Here is a 16,074-nt window from a genome sequence, read left to right on the forward strand (position 1 = left end):
CGATGGCCCTCACCCGCGAACGACTCGAGCAGCTGATCGCGCGCTCCACCGACATCGTGGTGGGCACCGACCGCAAGGGCGTCGTCGTCTACTACAACGACGGCGCGAGCCGGATCCTCGGCTACAAGTCCGAGGAGATCCTCGGCCAGTTCGTCGCGAAGCTCTATCCGAGCCTCGAGGAGGCGCGCCGCGTGATGGCGGCGATGCGCAGCCCCGAGCACGGCGGGCCCGGCCGGGCCGTGTACCTGCGCACCACCTTCCTGTCGAAGGCCGGCGAGCAGATCCCGGTCGCGATCTCGGGCACGATCCTGCACGACGAGCGCGGCCGCGAGGACGGCACGATCGGCTTCGCCAAGGACCTGCGCGAGATCCTCCAGCGCGACCAGCTCGCCACCCTCGGCGAGGTGGCGATCGGCCTCTCCCACGAGATCAACAATCCGCTCGCGGTGATCCTGAACCAGGCGGAGCTGCTCGAGCGCGACGTCGAGCGCCTGTCGGGCGAGGTCGACTGCTCGGTCGAGAGCGAGCGCCTCGACGCGATCCGGCGCGAAGTGGCGCGCATCTCGGAGATCGTCGAGCGGCTCGGCGAGATGGCGGCCGGCGACAAGTACGAGACCGTCGAGTACGTCGGCCCCGCGCGCATGGTCGACCTGCGCCCGCACCGGCCCGGCTCGCACGAGCCCGACCCGCGGCTTGCCGGGGCGCGCATCCTGATCGCCGACGACGACCTCGGCATCCGTAAGTCGCTCGGTGAGCTGCTGGCGGGCGAAGGCTGCGTGGTCGAGACGGCGGCCGACGGCGTGGAGGCGCTCGAGAAGATCGAGCGCGACGGCTTCGACGTCCTGATCAGCGACGTCGTGATGCCGCGCATGGACGGCTACGAGCTCTTCAGCGCCGTCCGCCGGCGCTACCCGCGGCTGCCCGTGCTGATGATGACCGCCTTCCACTACGACCGCGACCACGTGATCAAGCGCAGTCGCGTCGAGGGGCTCGAGGGCGTGATCTTCAAGAAGCCGGTGGACCCGGACCGGCTGCGCGAGAAGCTCGTCGAAGCGCTGGCCACCCGGCGCGGCTGAGAAGCGACGAGAAGAGCCCCGTCTCCTGACGAGCGGGCCCCGTGGGCTTCCCGAACGGCGCGGGCGACGCCCCGCCGCGGCGCAGGGCTACTCGGCCCGCGCCACGCAGACCGCGACGACGCGCCGGGCGCCGGCGCGGCGCAGCGCGCGGGCGCAGGCGCACAGGGTGGCGCCGGTCGTCGCGACGTCGTCCACGAGCGCGACGCAGGCGGGCGGCGCGAAGCCCGCGCGCGCCGCGAAGGCGCCGCGCACGTTGCGCCGGCGCGCCCCGCGGTCGAGGCCGGTCTGGCTCGGGATCTCGCGCAGCACGACGAGCGCGTCGAGGGCGACCGGCGCGCCGAGCCGGCGCCCGGCCGCGGACGCGAGCACGCCGGCCGGGTGGAAGCCCCGCGCGCGGCGGCGGCGGGGGTGCATCGGCACCGGGACGACCAGCGCCGGCGCGAGGGCGGCCGCGCGGGCCGCCGCGTCGCGGGCCAGGGCCTCGACGAGCGCGAGCGGCCGGGCGTCGAGCCCGGCCAGGCCCCGTGCGGGGTACTTGAAGCGCTGGATCCAGGCCTCGATCTCGCCCGCGTAGGCCACCTCCGCGCACCAGGCGGCGAGGGGGGCCGGCGGCGCCGGCGCGAGGCCGGGCGGCAGCCGCGGGAGGGCTCCGCGACAGGGAGCGCAGAGCGCCGTCCCGGCCGCGAGCGAGCGCCCGCAGCGCGCGCACGCGCGCGGCAGCAGGAGGTCGAGGAACGCGGCGGCGAGCGAGCGCAGGATCCGGGGCTCCGCGGGACCGCGGGGCGAGGGGTCTCAGGCCGGGACGAGCAGGCTGCGGCCGGTCATCTCGGGCGGGACGGGCAGCCCGAGCAGCTCGAGGATCGTGGGCGCGAGGTCCGCGAGGCCGCCGTCGCGCAGCCGGCGCCCGCGCGGATCCGCGGTGACCCACCAGATCGGCACCGGATTGGTCGTGTGCGCGGTGTGGGGGCCGCCGGTCGCGGGGTCGATCATCTGCTCGCAGTTGCCGTGGTCGGCGGTGACGAGCGCCTGGCCGCCCTGCGCGAGCAGCTTCCCGAGGACCCGCTCGAGGCACTGGTCGATCGTCTCGACCGCCTTCACCGCGGCCGGCAGGACGCCCGTGTGCCCGACCATGTCGGGATTCGCGAAGTTCACGAGCACGAAGGCGTAGTCGCGCTCGGCGAGCTTCTCGAGGATCGCGCGGGTCAGGACGGGAGCGCTCATCTCGGGCTTGTGGTCGTAGGTGGCGACGTCGCGGGGCGACGGGATCAGCACGCGCTCCTCGCCCTCGAAGGGCTCCTCGCGCCCGCTGTTGAAGAAGAAGGTGACGTGCGCGTACTTCTCGGTCTCCGCCATGCGGAGCTGCGGGAGGCGCGCCGCCGCGAGGATCTCGCCCAGGATGTGGCGCGTGGTCTGGGTGCCGAAGGCGACCGGCAGCCCGAACTCCGCGTCGTATTCGGTCATGCACACGAAGAGGGCCGGCTGCACGCCGACGCGCCGCTCGAGCTGGCCCTCGAAGCGGCGCGGCGCCGCGCTGGTGAGCGCGTTGGTGAGCTCGCGGGCGCGGTCGGCGCGGAAGTTGAAGAAGAGCGCGACGTCGCCGTCCGCGAAGGCCTCGCCGCCCTCCACGACGGTGGGCTGCACGAACTCGTCGCCCTCGTCGCGCGCGTAGGCGGCCTCGACGGCGGCCTCGGCGCTCGCCGCGGTCAGTCCCTCGCGGGCGACGATCGCGTGGTAGGCGCGCGCGATGCGCTCCCAGCGGTCGTCGCGGTCCATCGCCCAGTGGCGCCCGATCACGGTGGCGACCTGGCCGCCGGCCGCCGCGAGCTGCGGCGTCACCTGCCCGAGGTAGCCGAGCCCCGAGCGCGGCGGCGTGTCGCGCCCGTCGAGGAAGGCGTGCAGCACGGGCCGCACGCCTGCGCGCCCGCAGGCGGCGAGCAGCGCGAGCAGGTGGTCGAGGTGACTGTGGACGCCACCGTCGGAGACGAGGCCGAGGAGGTGCAGGCAGCCGCGGCCCGCGCGAGCGGCGGCGAGCGCCCGGGCGATCGCCGGCACGCCCTCGGGCCCGACCTCCGCGAAGGTCTTCGAGATGCGCGTGATGTCCTGGTACAGGATGCGCCCCGCGCCCATCGTCATGTGACCCACCTCGGAGTTGCCCATCTGGCCCGGCGGCAGGCCGACGGCCGCGCCCGAGGTCTCGATCCGCGCGTGCGGGTAGAGCCGGTTCGCCCGCGCGAAGAAGGGCGCGTGCGCCGCGGCGGTCGCGTCGCCGGGGCCGCCGTCGCCGAGGCCGAAGCCGTCGAGCACCACCAGCATCACGGGGCCCGTCACGGCGCGGCCTGCTCCGCCCGCGCCGGCAACCCCTCGATGTGCGGGGCGTCGCTCCACAGCCGCTCGATGTCGTAGTGCAGGCGGGTCTCGGGCGTGAAGACGTGCACGATCACGTCGTCGAGGTCGATCAGCACCCAGCGCCCTTCGGCGTAGCCCTCGATCCCGAGCGGCGGCTCGCCGGCCTCCCGGGCGGCCGCTTCGACGGAGTCGGCGATCGCGCGCACCTGGCGGTCCGAGCGGCCCGTGCACACGACGAAGACGTCGGCGAACGAGGAGAGCTCCTTCACGTCGAGCGCCACCACCGCCTCCGCCTTCACCTCGAGCGCCGCTTCCACGGCCTTGCGGGTCTTCTCTGCGGAGGTCATCGGCTGGCGCGCACTCCCCGGGAGCTCCCCGTGTCGCCATAGAGGCCGCTCGCCCGGACGGCGTCGCGAACGGCCTCGGGGAGGAGATAGCGCACGGATCGGCCCTCGCGCAGGCGCCGGCGCAGGTCCGACGCGGAGAGGTCGAGCCCGGCGATCTCCACGAGCCGCAGCCAGGTGCCGGCGCTGCGGTGAAGGCCCGAGCGGCCGTCGGCGGCGATCTCGAAGAGGTCGCGCACCGCCTCGGGGAGCCACTGCGCGAGATGGCCCGTGCGCAGCGGCGGGCGCGGCGTCACCGCGAAGTGGGCGAGCCCGAAGAGCTCGCGGGGGGAGCGCCAGCCGCCCATCTCGGCGAAGGCGTCGGAGCCGACCAGGAAGACCGGCTCCTCGCCGGCGGCGCGCAGGCGCTCGCGCAGGGCCGTGAGCGTGTCGACGAGGTACGAGGGGCCGCCGCGCTCGATCTCGATCGCCTCGACCGCGAAGCGCGGGTTGTCGGCCACCGCGAGCCGGACCCAGGCGAGGCGCTCGGCACCGGGCGCGATCGGGTCGCCGCCCTCGCCGGCCTTGTGGGGAGGCACCGCGCTCGGCACGAAGAGCACGCGCGCGAGACCGAGCGCCTCGGCCATCTCCTCGGCCGCCCGCAGGTGGCCGAGGTGGATCGGGTTGAAGGTGCCGCCGTAGACGCCGACCGGCTGCAAGGTCAGTCGGGCCGCAGCTGGCCGTCACCGAAGAGCACGAACTTCTGCGTGGTGAGCCCCTCGAGCCCCATCGGGCCGTAGGCGTGCAGCTTCGAGGTGGAGATGCCGATCTCGGCGCCGAGCCCGAGCCGGTAGCCGTCCGCGTAGGCGGTCGAGCAGTTGACCCCGACCGTGGAGGAGTCGATGCGGCGCACGAAGGCCTGCGACGCCGCGTAGTCGCGGGTCACGATCACCTCGGTGTGGCTGCTGCCCCAGGTGCGGATGTGGTCGATCGCGGCGTCGAGGCCGTCGACGACGCGCACCGCGAGGATCGGCGCCAGGTACTCGGCAGCCCAGTCCTCGTCGGAGGCGGGCTTCGCCGCCGGGAAGAGCGCCCTGGTGGCGGCGCAGCCGCGCAGCTCGACGCCTTCGGCGGCGAGCGCGCCGAGCACGCGCGGCAGCAACGCGGGCGCGGCCTCCCGGTGCACGAGCAGCGTCTCGAGGCCGTTGCAGACCTCCATCTGGCGCAGCTTCGAGTCGAGGACGATCGCGGTCGCCATCTCCGGGTCCGCGCTGGCGTCGAGGTACACGTGACACACGCCAGCGTCGTGCTTGATGACGGGGATCGTCGAGGTCTCGCTCACCTTGCGGATCAGCCCGGGGCCGCCGCGCGGGATCACGAGGTCGATCTCGCGGTCGCGGCGCAGCAGGAGGTCGATCGCGGCGCGGTCGGTGGTCGGCACGATCGCGACGGCGTCCTCGGGTACGCCCGTGTCGCGGGCGGCCGCGCGCAGCTCGGCGCCGAGCGCGAGGTTGGAGCGGATCGCCTCCGAGCCGCCGCGCAGGATCACCGCGTTGCCGGCCTTCAGGCACAGCGCCGCCGCGTCCACCGTCACGTTCGGGCGCGACTCGTAGATGATCGCGACGACCCCGAGCGGGATGCGCATGCGGCCGACGCGCAGCCCGTTCGGCCGCACCCACATGCCGGTGATCTCGCCGGCCGGGTCGGGCAGCGCGGCCACGTCGCGCAGGCCGGCCAGCATCGTGCTCCACTTGCCGCCCTCGAGCGCGAGGCGCTTCACCATCGCGGGCTCGAGACCCGCGCGCTCGGCCTCGGCCCGGTCGGCGCGGTTGGCGGCGAGGATCGCCTCGCGCGCGGCCTCGAGGCGTTCGGCGGCGCGCAGCAGCCAGGCGTCCTTGCGGTCGCGGGTGAGCTCGGCCGTGCGCCGCGAGGCGGCGCGCGCGGCGAGCGCGAGGTCGGCGATCGTCTTCTCGAGCGCGGGGTCGGCCATCGGTCCTAGCTCTCCGCTCCTCGCTCTCCGGCCTTCGGTCCGCGGCCGTCGGGCCGTCAGTCCCCGGCCACCAGCACGAGGTCGTCGCGATGGATCACCTCGCTGCCGTTCGAGTACCCTAGCACCGCCTCGATCTGGCGCGTCGAGAGCCCGCGGATCCGCGCCACGTCGCGCGCCGAGTAGGCGACCAGTCCGCGCGCCACCTCGCGGCCCGCGGGATCGGTGCAGCGCACCGGGTCGCCGATGCCGAACTCGCCGGCCACCGCCGTGATGCCCGCCGGCAGCAGGCTGCGCCCGCGCTCCTGGAGCGCCTGGGCCGCGCCCGCGTCGAGGCGCAGCTCGCCGCGCGGGCGCGCGGTGAAGGCGAGCCAGTGCTTGCGGCTGCCGAGCCGGCGCGCGGGCTCGGGCAGGAAGAGCGTGCCCTCCGCCTCGCCCGCCGCGATCCGCTCCAGGACGCCGCGGCGCCGGCCGTTCGCGATCACCGTCGCGGCGCCCGAGAGCGCGGCGGTCCGCGCCGCCTCGAGCTTCGTGATCATCCCGCCGCGCCCGAAGGCGTGGTCGCTGCCGCCCGCGGCGCGCTCGATCTCGGGCGTGATGCGCTCGACCACGTCCCAGCGTGCGGGCCGCGGGTTGTCCGCCGAGGGCGCCTCGCGGTACAGGCCGTCCACGTCGGTGAGCAGCACCAGCAGCTCGGCCGCCACCAGGTTCACGACGTTCGCCGACAGGTTGTCGTTGTCGCCGAAGCGGATCTCCTCGGTCGAGGTGGTGTCGTTCTCGTTGACGATCGGAACCACGCCGAGCCCGAGCAGCGTGAGGAGCGTGCGGCGCGCGTTCAGGAAGCGCTCGCGGTCCTCGAGCCCGATCCGGGTCACGAGCACCTGCGCCACCTGCCGGCCGCGCCGGGCGAAGCCGACCCGGTAGCGCTCCATCAGCGCGATCTGGCCGACGGCCGCCGCCGCCTGCTTCTCCGGGATCGAGCGGCCGGGGTGCGACCAGCCGAGCCGGTGCGAGCCCATCGCGATCGCGCCCGACGAGACCACCACCACCTGGCGGCCCTCGTCCGTGAGCGCGGCCACCTGGCGGATCAGCTCCGTGAAGACGCGCGGCCGCACGGCGCCCGCGGCGGTCAGGATCGAGCTGCCCACCTTGACGACGATGCGCCGCGCGCGGCGCGCCGCAGCCCTCATCGCGCCGCCTCCGCGGCCGCGGCGCTCGCCGCGTCGGCCTCGTCGAGGGCGCGCAGCATCGCGAAGCGCAGCGCGTCGAGGCCCTCGCCGGTGGCGCCCGACACGCAGAGCACGCGGCGGCCGCGCGCGCGCAGCGCCGCCTCGAGCGGCCCGAGGCGCGCCGCCCGCTCGTCCTCCGGGATCAGGTCGAGCTTGTTCAAGGCCACGATCTCCGTCCGCCCGGCGAGCTCCGCCGCATAGGCGCCGAGCTCCGCGCGGATCGTCTCCCAATCGGCCAGCGGCGCCAGGGGCTCGCGCCCTTCGAGCGCGGCCGTGCCGGCGTCGACGAGGTGCACGAGCACGCGCGTGCGCTCGGCGTGACGCAGGAAGCGGTCGCCGAGCCCCGCCCCGCGGCTCGCGCCCTCCACGAGGCCGGGCAGGTCCGCCGCCACGAAGCGGCGCGCGCCGGCCTCGACGACCCCGAGCGACGGCACGAGCGTCGTGAAGGGATAGGCGCCGACCCGCGGGCGGGCGGCCGAGAGCCGGCGCAGGAGCGTCGACTTGCCCGCGTTCGGAAGCCCGACGAAGCCCACGTCCGCGAGCAGCTTCAGCGCGAGACGCAGCCGGCGCGCTTCGCCGGGCCGGCCGTCCTCGGCGCGGTCGGGGGCCTGCCGGGTGGGGGTCGCGAAGCTCATGTTCCCGCGCCCGCCGCGCCCGCCGCGCGCCACCACCACCCGCTGCCCGTGCTCGACGAGGTCGGCGAGCGGCGCCGCGCCGGCGGCCGCGCCCGCGTCGTGGACGAGGGTTCCCACCGGGAGCCGCAGCTCGGCGTCCGCGCCGGCGCGTCCGTCGCGCTGGTTGCCGCCGCCGTGGGCGCCGTCCTGCGCCCGCACGAGCGGCCGCAGCTTCTGGTCGATCAGGGTCGAGAGCCCGCGGTCGGCCACCAGCACGACGTCGCCGCCGCGCCCGCCGCCGCCGCCGTCGGGCCCGCCGCGCGGCACGAACTTCTCGCGCCGGAAGCTCACGCAGCCGTTCCCGCCGCTGCCCGCGGCGACCTCGACCACGGCCTCGTCGATGAAGGAGTCGGGGGAGTTCATGGGCCTGCCGCGAGCCAGCGTAGCGGGTGCGCCGCGTGGCGGAGGCGAGCGGGGATCCGGCGCGCGCGAAGCCCCGGCCCGAGCCGGCGCCCGGGCGGGAAGCGCTAGGCCGCCGGCTCGACGCGCGCGGTCACGCGGCCCTTGGAGGGACCGTAGTGCACGACGCCGTCGACCAGCGCGAAGAGCGTGTAGTCGCGGCCCATGCCCACGTTGCGCCCGGGGTGGATCCGCGTGCCGACCTGGCGGACCAGGATCGTGCCGGCGTTCACCTGCTGGCCGGCATAGCGCTTGACGCCGCGGCGCTGGCCGTTGCTGTCGCGCCCGTTGCGGGAGCTGCCCTGTCCCTTCTTGTGAGCCATGGCGCCCCTCTCAGCCTTCGATCCGCTCGACGCGGATCTGCGTGTAGCCCTGGCGATGCCCCTGCTTGCGGCGGTAGCGCTTGCGGCGCTTGTACTTGAAGATCGTGAGCTTCTCGCCGCGCCCGGAGCCCACGATCGTCGCGACCACGCGCGCGCCGGCCACGTGCGGCGCGCCGACGCGCGGCTCGCCCTCGCCGCCGAGCAGGAGCACCTCGTCGAGGGTCACCTGCTCGCCGACCGCGCCGGGCAGCCGCTCCACCCAGACCGCCTCGCCGGGCGCGACCCGGATCTGCTTGCCGCCGCTGCGAACGACCGCGTACATGGCGCTTCCATCCTCACCGAGCCTGCTCCTGCCGAGCTCGCTCGCACCAGGATCCCGTCCCACCGCGCCCGCGCCGACCGCGCGCGGGCGCGAGCCGCGCGCTCAGGAGTCCTCGCGCTCGGGCGCCAGCGAGGCGGGCAGTATCCGGGATTCCCGTTCCCCGTCAACCGATTCCAGGGCTCCGATGCCCGCCTCCCCCGCGGGAGACAGGCTGTTCGCGACCAGGCTCCGGCGCTCCGCGGGCTCGAGCTCGTCGGCGGGGCCGAGGTGGACGGGATCGGGCTCGGCCCCGGCGCCGTCGGCGCGCGGCGGCGCGGGCTCGCCCTCGCCCGGCTCGCTCTCGAGCTCGGCCAGCACCACCTCGGGCCGGCCCTCGATCGGACCGGGCAGGGGTGCGGGCTCGGGCACGTCGGGCTCGAAGGGCTCCGAGACGAAGACCGGCTCCGGCTCGGGCCCGGCGCCCGCGAGCCCGAGCCAGGGCAGCCGCAGCGACACGGGGGGGCCCGCGTCGAGGGCGACGAGCTCGAAGTGCTCCTGGTGGACGCCCGGCACGGCGCGCACCTCGATCGCGCGGCCGAGCTGCTGCTCGAGCTCGAGGAGCGCCGCGCGCTCGGTGCCGAGCAGCAGCTCGGCCACGCGCGGGTGCAGCGCGATCGCGATCCGCCGCCCGCCGAAGCGCGGCAGGTCGTTGCGGATCTCGCGCAGCACCTTGTAGGCGACGCTCTCGCGCGAGAGCACGTAGCCGCGCCCCTCGCAGTGGGCGCACGGCTCGCAGAGCTGCTGCACCAGGTTCTCGCGCGTGCGCTTGCGGGTCATCTCCACGAGCCCGAGCTCGGAGATCTTCAGGATGTTGGTCTTGGCCTTGTCCTGGCGCAGCGCCTCCTGGAAGGCGCGGTAGACCTTCTCGCGGTTCTCGGCCGTCTCCATGTCGATCAGGTCGACGATGATGAGCCCGCCGATGTTGCGGAAGCGGAGCTGGCGCACCACCTCCTTCACCGCCTCGAGGTTGGTCTTGAGCACCGTCTCCTCGAGGTCGCGCTTGCCGACGTAGCGCCCGGTGTTGACGTCGATCGCGGTCAGCGCCTCGCTCTGGTCGATGATCAGGTAGCCGCCGGACTTGAGCCACACCTTGCGGCCGAGGTTGGCCTCGATCTCCGCTTCGATCCCGAAGTGGTCGAACATCGGCCGGTTGCCCTGGTAGAGCTCGACGCGCGGCCGCGGCTCGGCGCAGAAGCGCGCCACGAACGCGTGCATCTCCTCGTACACGGATCGGTTGTCCACCACGATGCGCCGGGTGTCGGAGCCCGCCACGTCGCGCACCACGCGCAGGGGCAGCGCCGGCTCGGCGTAGAGCACGGCCGGCGCGCGCGCCGTGTCGCGCTGGCTCTGGATCTGCTGCCAGGCCGCCACCAGGTAGCGGACGTCCGCCTCGAGGTCGGCCTCGCGGGCCCCCTCGCCGGCGGTGCGGATGATGAAGCCGACGTCGCGCGGGCGGACCCGCTCGACGATCTCGCGCAGCCGGCGCCGCTCGCGGTCCGAGTCGATGCGGCGCGACACGCCCACCCGCGAGCCCGACGGCGTCAGCACCAGGTGGCGGCCTGCGATCGCGACGTGCGAGGTGATGCGCGCGCCCTTGGTGCCGATCGGCTCCTTGGCCACCTGCACCACGATCTCCTGCCCCTCGGAGAGGATCGTGTCGATCTTCGGGACCTGGCGGCCGGCGCCGTTGCGGCCCGGCCGGCCACGCCCGCGCCGCCCGCGCGCGGGGCGCGGCGCGTCCTCGTCGTCGCCGAGATCGACGTCGCGGTCGTACTCGAAGTAGTCGCCGGCGTAGAGGAAGGCGGCCTTGTCGAGGCCGATGTCCACGAAGGAGGCCTGCATGCCCGGGAGCACCCGGGTGACGCGGCCCTTGACCACGCTGCCGACCATGCTCTGCCCGCCGGCGCGCTCGATCAGGAGCTCGGCGAGGGAGCCTCGTTCCAGGATCGCGACCCGGGTCTCGCCGCGGATCGCGTTGATCAGGATCTCGTTGTGCATCGTTCCGGCCTGGCTGGCGAGCCGGCACGGACAACGGGGGAGGTCGCGTTTCCTCCGGCCCGCGGGCCGGCAGGAGTCTCGGGGTGCAGATCCGCGCGCGAGAGCCGGCTAGCGGCCTCCCGCGCCGGTCGGCAAGGCGCCCGGCCCGGGCCCGAGGGCCGGAGCCGTCCCGCGCCTGCCGGACGGGCGTCGATCGCGTTCTCTCGTTGTCCCGGCGGGCACCGGAGCGCCCGGTAGATCGACTCGCACTGGGTGTCTCGAACCGTTTTTCGACGGTGGCGCCGGGCTTGGCCTCTGCGTTCTGGCTCGGCCTTCTGGATCCAGGCTGCGGGCGCGCTGCACCCCGATGCCCGTCGGCCCGGCCCGGCGCCCGGCGGGACCCCATGCCCCACCCCGCGCCGGAGATGCCTGGATCCACCCGTTCGGAACCACCGACAAAACCCGGCCTACGATCCCCCATCGAGCCTCCGAGTGCAACCACGGAAACGAAGCTCCCGCCCCGCAGGGTGGGCGCTGCGGCGGTGCCCCGGCCGGTCCCTTCTCCGCGTGGCGAGGCGGCGCGCCGGGCCGATGCGCGCAGCAGCCGGCGGACCGCGCCGCCGCGCGTGCCGTGCAGGCGGGAACGAGGCGCGCAGCGCGGCCCACTCGCGCACGCAGCGCAGCGCCGGAAGGAACGGCAAGCGATGCGCAATGCCGCCACACCGCAGGTTCCGATTGATGGCGATCTTCGCTTGGGATACCGTGCCGGCGCCCCGGGTCGTGATGCTGAACGCGTCGGTACTGGTCCTCAATCGCTCGTATCTGCCGATCCACGTGACGTCGGCACGGAGAGCGTTTTCCCTCGTGTACCAGGGTTTTGCGCGGGTGGTCGACGCGGAGCACCGCACCTTCGCCTTCGAGGAGTGGACCGAGCTGCGCGTGATCGGCGGGCACGACGGGGTCGGGACGAGCCGCGGGCGGGTCCGGCTCCCGCGCGTGATCGTGCTCACCGTCTTCGACCGCATGCCGCGCCGCCACGTCCGCTTCAGCCGCTCCAACGTGATGACCCGCGACGCCTTCACCTGCCAGTACTGTGGTGTGCGGCCGCCGCGATCGGAGCTGAACCTCGACCACGTGGTGCCGCGCGCGCACGGCGGGCGCAGCACGTGGGAGAACGTGGTCGCGAGCTGCGTCGCCTGCAATCGCAGCAAGGGCGGGCGCACGCCCGAGCAGGCCGGCCTGCGCCTGCGCCGGCCGCCGTCGCGCCCGCGCTGGACGCCGCTGGCGGCCCTGCCCCTCGCGAGCGCCCGCCACGAGGAGTGGCGGCCCTTCCTGCGCGTGGTCGACGGGCGCGGGGGCGCGAGCCTCCCGGGTCATCCCGGGAGCCCCCTGGGTCATCAGGCCAGCCCCCTGGGTCGCGGGACCCGCGCGTGAGGCCGAGCCCGCTCGGGCAGGGGAGGCTGCCCGGCCGCGCCGGCGAGCGCCCGGGCGTCCTGCGTCCGGGGGGGCCGCGCCTGCTGGCGGTCGGCGGCGGCAAGGGCGGCGTCGGCAAGACCATGCTCGCGGCCAACCTGGCCGCGGCGATGGCCCGCGCCGGCCAGCGCGTGATCGCGGTCGACACCGACCTCGAAGGCGCGAACCTCCACACCGCGCTCGGCGTGCCGGCGCCGCGGACGAGCCTCGCCGAGTTCGTGGCGCGCCGCGAGCTCGACCTCGAGCGCCTCGTCGCCGACACCCCGATCGCCGGGCTGCGCCTGATCGCGGGCACCCAGAGCCACCTCGGCCTCGCCCAGCCGCGCCACTTCCGGCGCGTCGAGCTGCTCGCCAAGCTGCGCAAGCTGCCCGCCGACTGGGTGCTCGTCGACCTCGGTGCGGGCACCCACCCGTCGGTGATGGACTACTTCCTGGTGGGCGACGACGGGGTGCTCGTGATGACGCCCGAGCCGACCTCGGTCGAGAACGCCTACGCCTTCCTGCGGGCGGCCTTCTACCGCCGGCTGCGGCTCGCGATGACCGGCGAGGCGGCCCGCAAGCTCGTGAACCAGGCGATGGACCAGGGTAACGAGCGCGGCATCCGCACGCCGCTCGACCTGCTGCGCGCCGTGCGCGAGAGCTCGCCGAGCGAGGGGGAGCGCTTCGTCGCGGCCGTGCAGGGCTTCCGCCCGCGCCTCGTCGTGAACGGCGTCCGGACCAGTGACGACGTGAAGCTCGGCTTCGCCGTCCGCAGCGTGTGTCGCAAGTACTTCGGGCTCGAGGCCGAGTACCTGGGCTACGTGAACCACGACGACGCCGTGGCGGAGGCGATCCGCGCGCGCCAGCCGGTGGTCGTGAGCCACCCGCAGGCCGATGCGTCGGTGTACCTGACGCGCATCGCCCGCAAGCTGATCGACGATCGAGCGCGGGAGGGGACGGGACGGGGGCGGCCGGCGCCGCGCCCGCACGCGTCCTCCCCCGCACCGCGCCCGCCGCTCTAGAACCCGGGGCCCCTCTCGATGATGAAGTCGCTGTCGGAGCTGGATCACTACGAGGTGCTCGAGGTGGCGCGCGGCGCGCGCCCCGACGAGATCGAGCGCGCCTTCACGCTGGTGCGCGGCGCCTACGAGGGCGACGCGCTCGCCGCCTACTCGGTGATCCCGCCCGACGAGGCGAAGCTGTGGCGCGAGCGGATCGACGAGGCCTTCCGGGTGCTCTCGGACCCTGCCGCGCGCAGCGCCTACGACGACGCGCTCGCCGCCGCCCCGGCCGGGTTCGCGTCCGTGCCCGCCGATCCGGTCGCGGTGCCCTCGGATCCGGCCGCCGTGCCCTTCGACGCGGAGACCGATCCCTTCGCGGACGCGGCCGGCTCCGGCGAGCGGCCGCCCGCCGCGCGGGGCTTTGCCGAGGCGGCCGCCGGGGTGCTCGACCGCGCGCCCCTGCCCGCCGCGCCCGATGCGCCGCCCGTCTCGCTCGCGGCGACCCACGCCGCGCGCCCGCTGCGCTTCGAGGAGCCGCGGCGCGAGGGATCCTTGCCGCGCGAGCTCGAGGCCTTCGACGAAGCCGGCGACGACGAAGGCGCCGAGTGGACCGGGCCCCGCCTGCGCCGCGCGCGCATCCTGCGCGGCCTCGAGATCGACGACGTGGCCGCCGTCACCAAGGTGAACCCGACCTATCTGCGCTTCCTCGAGGAGGAGCGCTTCGACGGCCTGCCCGCGCTCGTCTACGTGCGCGGCTTCGTGAGCGCCTACGCGCGCATGCTCGGGATCGAGTCCGCGCAGGTCGCGCCGAGCTACGCGGCGCGCTACGAGGAGCATCGCCGCCAGCAGCACGCGCGCGGGCGCCCCCACGGCCGCAGCCAGGGCCGCTGAGCCGGGGCCATGCTGCGCTTCGTGGCGTCCGAGCTCGAGGCGGGCCGGCGCCTCGACGTGGCGCTCGCGGAGCTGGCCGCCGTCCCGCGCGCCCGGGCCCAGCGCTGGATCGAGGCGGGCCTCGTGCGCGTGGCGGGCGCCCCCGCGCGCGCCGCGCAGCGCGTGCGCGCGGGCGATGCGATCGAGGCCGACCCGCCCGAGGCGGTGGCGCCCTCGCTCGAGCCCGAGGCGATCCCGCTCGCGATCCTCCACGAGGACGCCGACCTGATCGTGATCGACAAGCCGCCGGGGCTCGTCGTCCATCCCGCCCCCGGCCACCCGCGCGGGACGCTCGTGAACGCGCTCCTGCACCACTGCCGCGACCTGGCCGGGATCGGGGGCGTCCTGCGCCCGGGGATCGTGCACCGGCTCGACCAGGGCACCTCGGGCGTGCTGGTCGCAGCCAAGCACGACGCCGCCCACCTGGCGCTGGCCGCCCAGTTCCGCGAGCACACGGTCGAGCGCGTGTACCTGGCGCTGGTGCGGGGTGTCCCGGGCGCCGCCGGCGGGAGCGTCGACCGCCCCGTCGGCCGCCACCCCCAGGATCGCAAGCGGATGTCGGTGCGCACCGGCGCCGGCCGCGCGGCCCGGACCGATTGGCGGGTCGCGCGCCGCTTCGCGGCGAGCGGCGTGTCGCTGCTCGAGGTCCGGCCTGCCACCGGGCGCACGCACCAGATCCGGGTGCACCTGGCCTCGATCGGGCTCCCGATCGTCGGCGATCCGGTGTACGGGCGCCGGCAGGCCGGGCGAGCCCCCTCTGCGGACGGTGCCGCAGGCTCCTCGGCGGGCGCCGCCTTCGGCCTCGCGCGGCCGGCGCTGCACGCGCAGGTGCTCGGCTTCGACCACCCGCGCAGCGGCGCGCGCCTGCGCTTCGAGGCGCCGCCGCCCGCGGACCTTGCCGCCGCGCTCGCGGCGCTCGGCGCGCGCGAAGGAGCGGCCGCGTGAGCGCCGGAACTCCCGCGGCGGGCTGGCTCACCCATCCCCTGCTCGGTGCCGCCGCCGCGCACGGCTTCGGCACGCGCGGGTGCCGGCCGCCCGCGGCGCTGCTGCGCGCGCGCCAGGTGCACGGCACGCGCGTGGTCGTGCTGCGCCGCGGCGGCCCGCCGCCCGCCGATCCCGGCGAGGCGGACGCGCTCGTCTCCGAGCGGGCATCGCTCCCGATCGGTGTCGTCACCGCGGATTGTCTGCCGATCCTGGTCGCGACGCCGGCGGGCCGCGTGGCGGCGGTGCACGCCGGCTGGCGCGGGCTCGCGGCGGGCGTGATCGGCGAGGCCCTGGCGGCGCTCGCGTCCCTCGCGCCCGAAGGCGTGGCGGGGGGCGCGGCGGTGATCGGCCCGCGCGTCGGGGCGGGCTGCTACGAGGTGGACGAGCCGGTCGTGGCGGCGCTGGCGCGGCGCTTCGCGGGCGCGCTCGACGCGGCGCTCGTGCCGGTGCGCGCCGGCCACTGGCAGCTCGACCTGGCGGCGCTCGCGCGCGTGGACCTGGTGCGCGCCGGCCTCGCGGCGGACCGCGTCCGCGCGCTCGCGAACGCCTGCACCTCGTGCGACGAGCGGCGTTTCCACAGCTACCGGCGTGACGGTCCGGGCTCCGGCCGGCTCTTCCACTGGATCGCCGCGCGCGGCGCAGGCCCGGACATCGGCCTTGACACGCCAATCGGGCCGGCATAGGCTGCTCGTCGCTCGCTCCCGACGCGCTCCGCGCCGTCTCCCCCGCCCAGGTCCGTCGTGCTGGCCAGTCGTACCGGTCGGCCGTGTCTGCCAGGCGCCCGGCGATCAGCGCTCAACCTCCGGGAGCGACGTTCCGAACGAAAGAGGGAAGCCAGACCCTTCGGACCTCCACGTACCGCCAAGCGTCGTGCATGGCCGCCAGGCCCGACGCCGGTCCCGGCCGGACGCCGGTTCCGAGAGATGGAACGTCGCCGGCCGCTCCGGATCGCGCCCTCCACGCCCGGTGAGCCACCCGGCGCACGAATCCGCGAGTCCATCGCGAGCCCCAC

General features: G+C 75.6%; 15 protein-coding genes and 1 pseudogene. 6 read left to right on the forward strand and 10 right to left on the reverse strand.

The features are described from left to right. Positions 1-2 precede the first annotated feature (2 nt). On the forward strand, positions 3-1,076 hold the full coding sequence (locus tag OZ948_10565; GenBank protein MEB2345176.1) for a response regulator: 1,074 nt from the start codon (positions 3-5) through the stop codon (positions 1,074-1,076). Positions 1,077-1,163: 87 nt separating this feature from the next. Here the strand turns inward: OZ948_10565 and OZ948_10570 are convergent, their stop codons facing one another. The 10 genes and pseudogenes from OZ948_10570 to OZ948_10615 all read right to left on the reverse strand — a co-directional run bounded on the left by OZ948_10570 (position 1,164) and on the right by OZ948_10615 (position 10,716). Continuing rightward, positions 1,164-1,655, reverse strand: coding sequence for a hypothetical protein (locus OZ948_10570; protein ID MEB2345177.1), 492 nt, complete (start codon positions 1,653-1,655; stop codon positions 1,164-1,166). A 213-nt stretch (positions 1,656-1,868) separates the two neighbouring features. Continuing rightward, positions 1,869-3,389 (reverse strand): 2,3-bisphosphoglycerate-independent phosphoglycerate mutase, encoded by a 1,521-nt coding sequence (gene gpmI / locus OZ948_10575; GenBank protein ID MEB2345178.1) that lies wholly within the window; start codon positions 3,387-3,389, stop codon positions 1,869-1,871. Positions 3,390-3,400: 11 nt separating this feature from the next. After that, on the reverse strand, positions 3,401-3,769 hold the full coding sequence (gene rsfS, locus OZ948_10580; protein MEB2345179.1) for a ribosome silencing factor: 369 nt from the start codon (positions 3,767-3,769) through the stop codon (positions 3,401-3,403). Continuing rightward, positions 3,766-4,464, reverse strand: a complete 699-nt coding sequence (nadD, locus tag OZ948_10585; protein ID MEB2345180.1) for a nicotinate-nucleotide adenylyltransferase — start codon at positions 4,462-4,464, stop codon at positions 3,766-3,768. Before nadD ends, rsfS begins: the two co-directional genes overlap by 4 nt. A 2-nt stretch (positions 4,465-4,466) precedes the next feature. Beyond that, positions 4,467-5,735, reverse strand: a complete 1,269-nt coding sequence (locus OZ948_10590) for a glutamate-5-semialdehyde dehydrogenase (protein MEB2345181.1) — start codon at positions 5,733-5,735, stop codon at positions 4,467-4,469. A 56-nt stretch (positions 5,736-5,791) separates the two neighbouring features. Continuing rightward, positions 5,792-6,922 carry a glutamate 5-kinase gene (gene proB, locus OZ948_10595; GenBank protein MEB2345182.1) on the reverse strand — a complete coding sequence of 377 codons (1,131 nt, stop codon included), beginning with the start codon at positions 6,920-6,922 and terminating at the stop codon, positions 5,792-5,794. Beyond that, positions 6,919-7,998, reverse strand: coding sequence for a GTPase ObgE (obgE, locus tag OZ948_10600; GenBank protein ID MEB2345183.1), 1,080 nt, complete (start codon positions 7,996-7,998; stop codon positions 6,919-6,921). Before obgE ends, proB begins: the two co-directional genes overlap by 4 nt. Before the next feature lie 104 nt (positions 7,999-8,102). Further along, positions 8,103-8,357 carry a 50S ribosomal protein L27 gene (gene rpmA / locus OZ948_10605; GenBank protein ID MEB2345184.1) on the reverse strand — a complete coding sequence of 85 codons (255 nt, stop codon included), beginning with the start codon at positions 8,355-8,357 and terminating at the stop codon, positions 8,103-8,105. 10 nt (positions 8,358-8,367) lie between these two features. Next, positions 8,368-8,679 carry a 50S ribosomal protein L21 gene (rplU, locus tag OZ948_10610; protein ID MEB2345185.1) on the reverse strand — a complete coding sequence of 104 codons (312 nt, stop codon included), beginning with the start codon at positions 8,677-8,679 and terminating at the stop codon, positions 8,368-8,370. Between the two features lie 519 nt (positions 8,680-9,198). After that, positions 9,199-10,716 (reverse strand): annotated as a pseudogene (locus OZ948_10615) (Rne/Rng family ribonuclease). A 717-nt stretch (positions 10,717-11,433) separates the two neighbouring features. Here OZ948_10615 and OZ948_10620 point away from each other — a divergent pair. Genes OZ948_10620 through OZ948_10640 form a run of 5 tightly spaced genes read left to right on the forward strand, consistent with a single transcriptional unit; the run spans position 11,434 to position 15,745 of the window. After that, positions 11,434-12,129, forward strand: a complete 696-nt coding sequence (locus OZ948_10620) for an HNH endonuclease (protein ID MEB2345186.1) — start codon at positions 11,434-11,436, stop codon at positions 12,127-12,129. Continuing rightward, positions 12,126-13,169: a P-loop NTPase gene (locus OZ948_10625; protein MEB2345187.1), complete on the forward strand. Its 1,044-nt coding sequence runs from the start codon at positions 12,126-12,128 to the stop codon at positions 13,167-13,169. Before OZ948_10620 ends, OZ948_10625 begins: the two co-directional genes overlap by 4 nt. An 18-nt stretch (positions 13,170-13,187) precedes the next feature. After that, a complete protein-coding gene (locus OZ948_10630; protein ID MEB2345188.1) occupies positions 13,188-14,039 on the forward strand; it encodes a helix-turn-helix domain-containing protein in 852 nt (283 codons plus the stop codon). Positions 14,040-14,048: 9 nt separating this feature from the next. Beyond that, positions 14,049-15,023 carry an RluA family pseudouridine synthase gene (locus OZ948_10635; protein ID MEB2345189.1) on the forward strand — a complete coding sequence of 325 codons (975 nt, stop codon included), beginning with the start codon at positions 14,049-14,051 and terminating at the stop codon, positions 15,021-15,023. Next, positions 15,020-15,745: a polyphenol oxidase family protein gene (locus OZ948_10640; protein MEB2345190.1), complete on the forward strand. Its 726-nt coding sequence runs from the start codon at positions 15,020-15,022 to the stop codon at positions 15,743-15,745. The genes OZ948_10635 and OZ948_10640 overlap by 4 nt, the downstream gene beginning before the upstream one ends. Positions 15,746-16,074: the final 329 nt, after the last annotated feature.

The organism is Deltaproteobacteria bacterium, assembly GCA_035063765.1.
GTDB lineage: Bacteria > Myxococcota_A > UBA9160 > UBA9160 > PR03 > CAADGG01.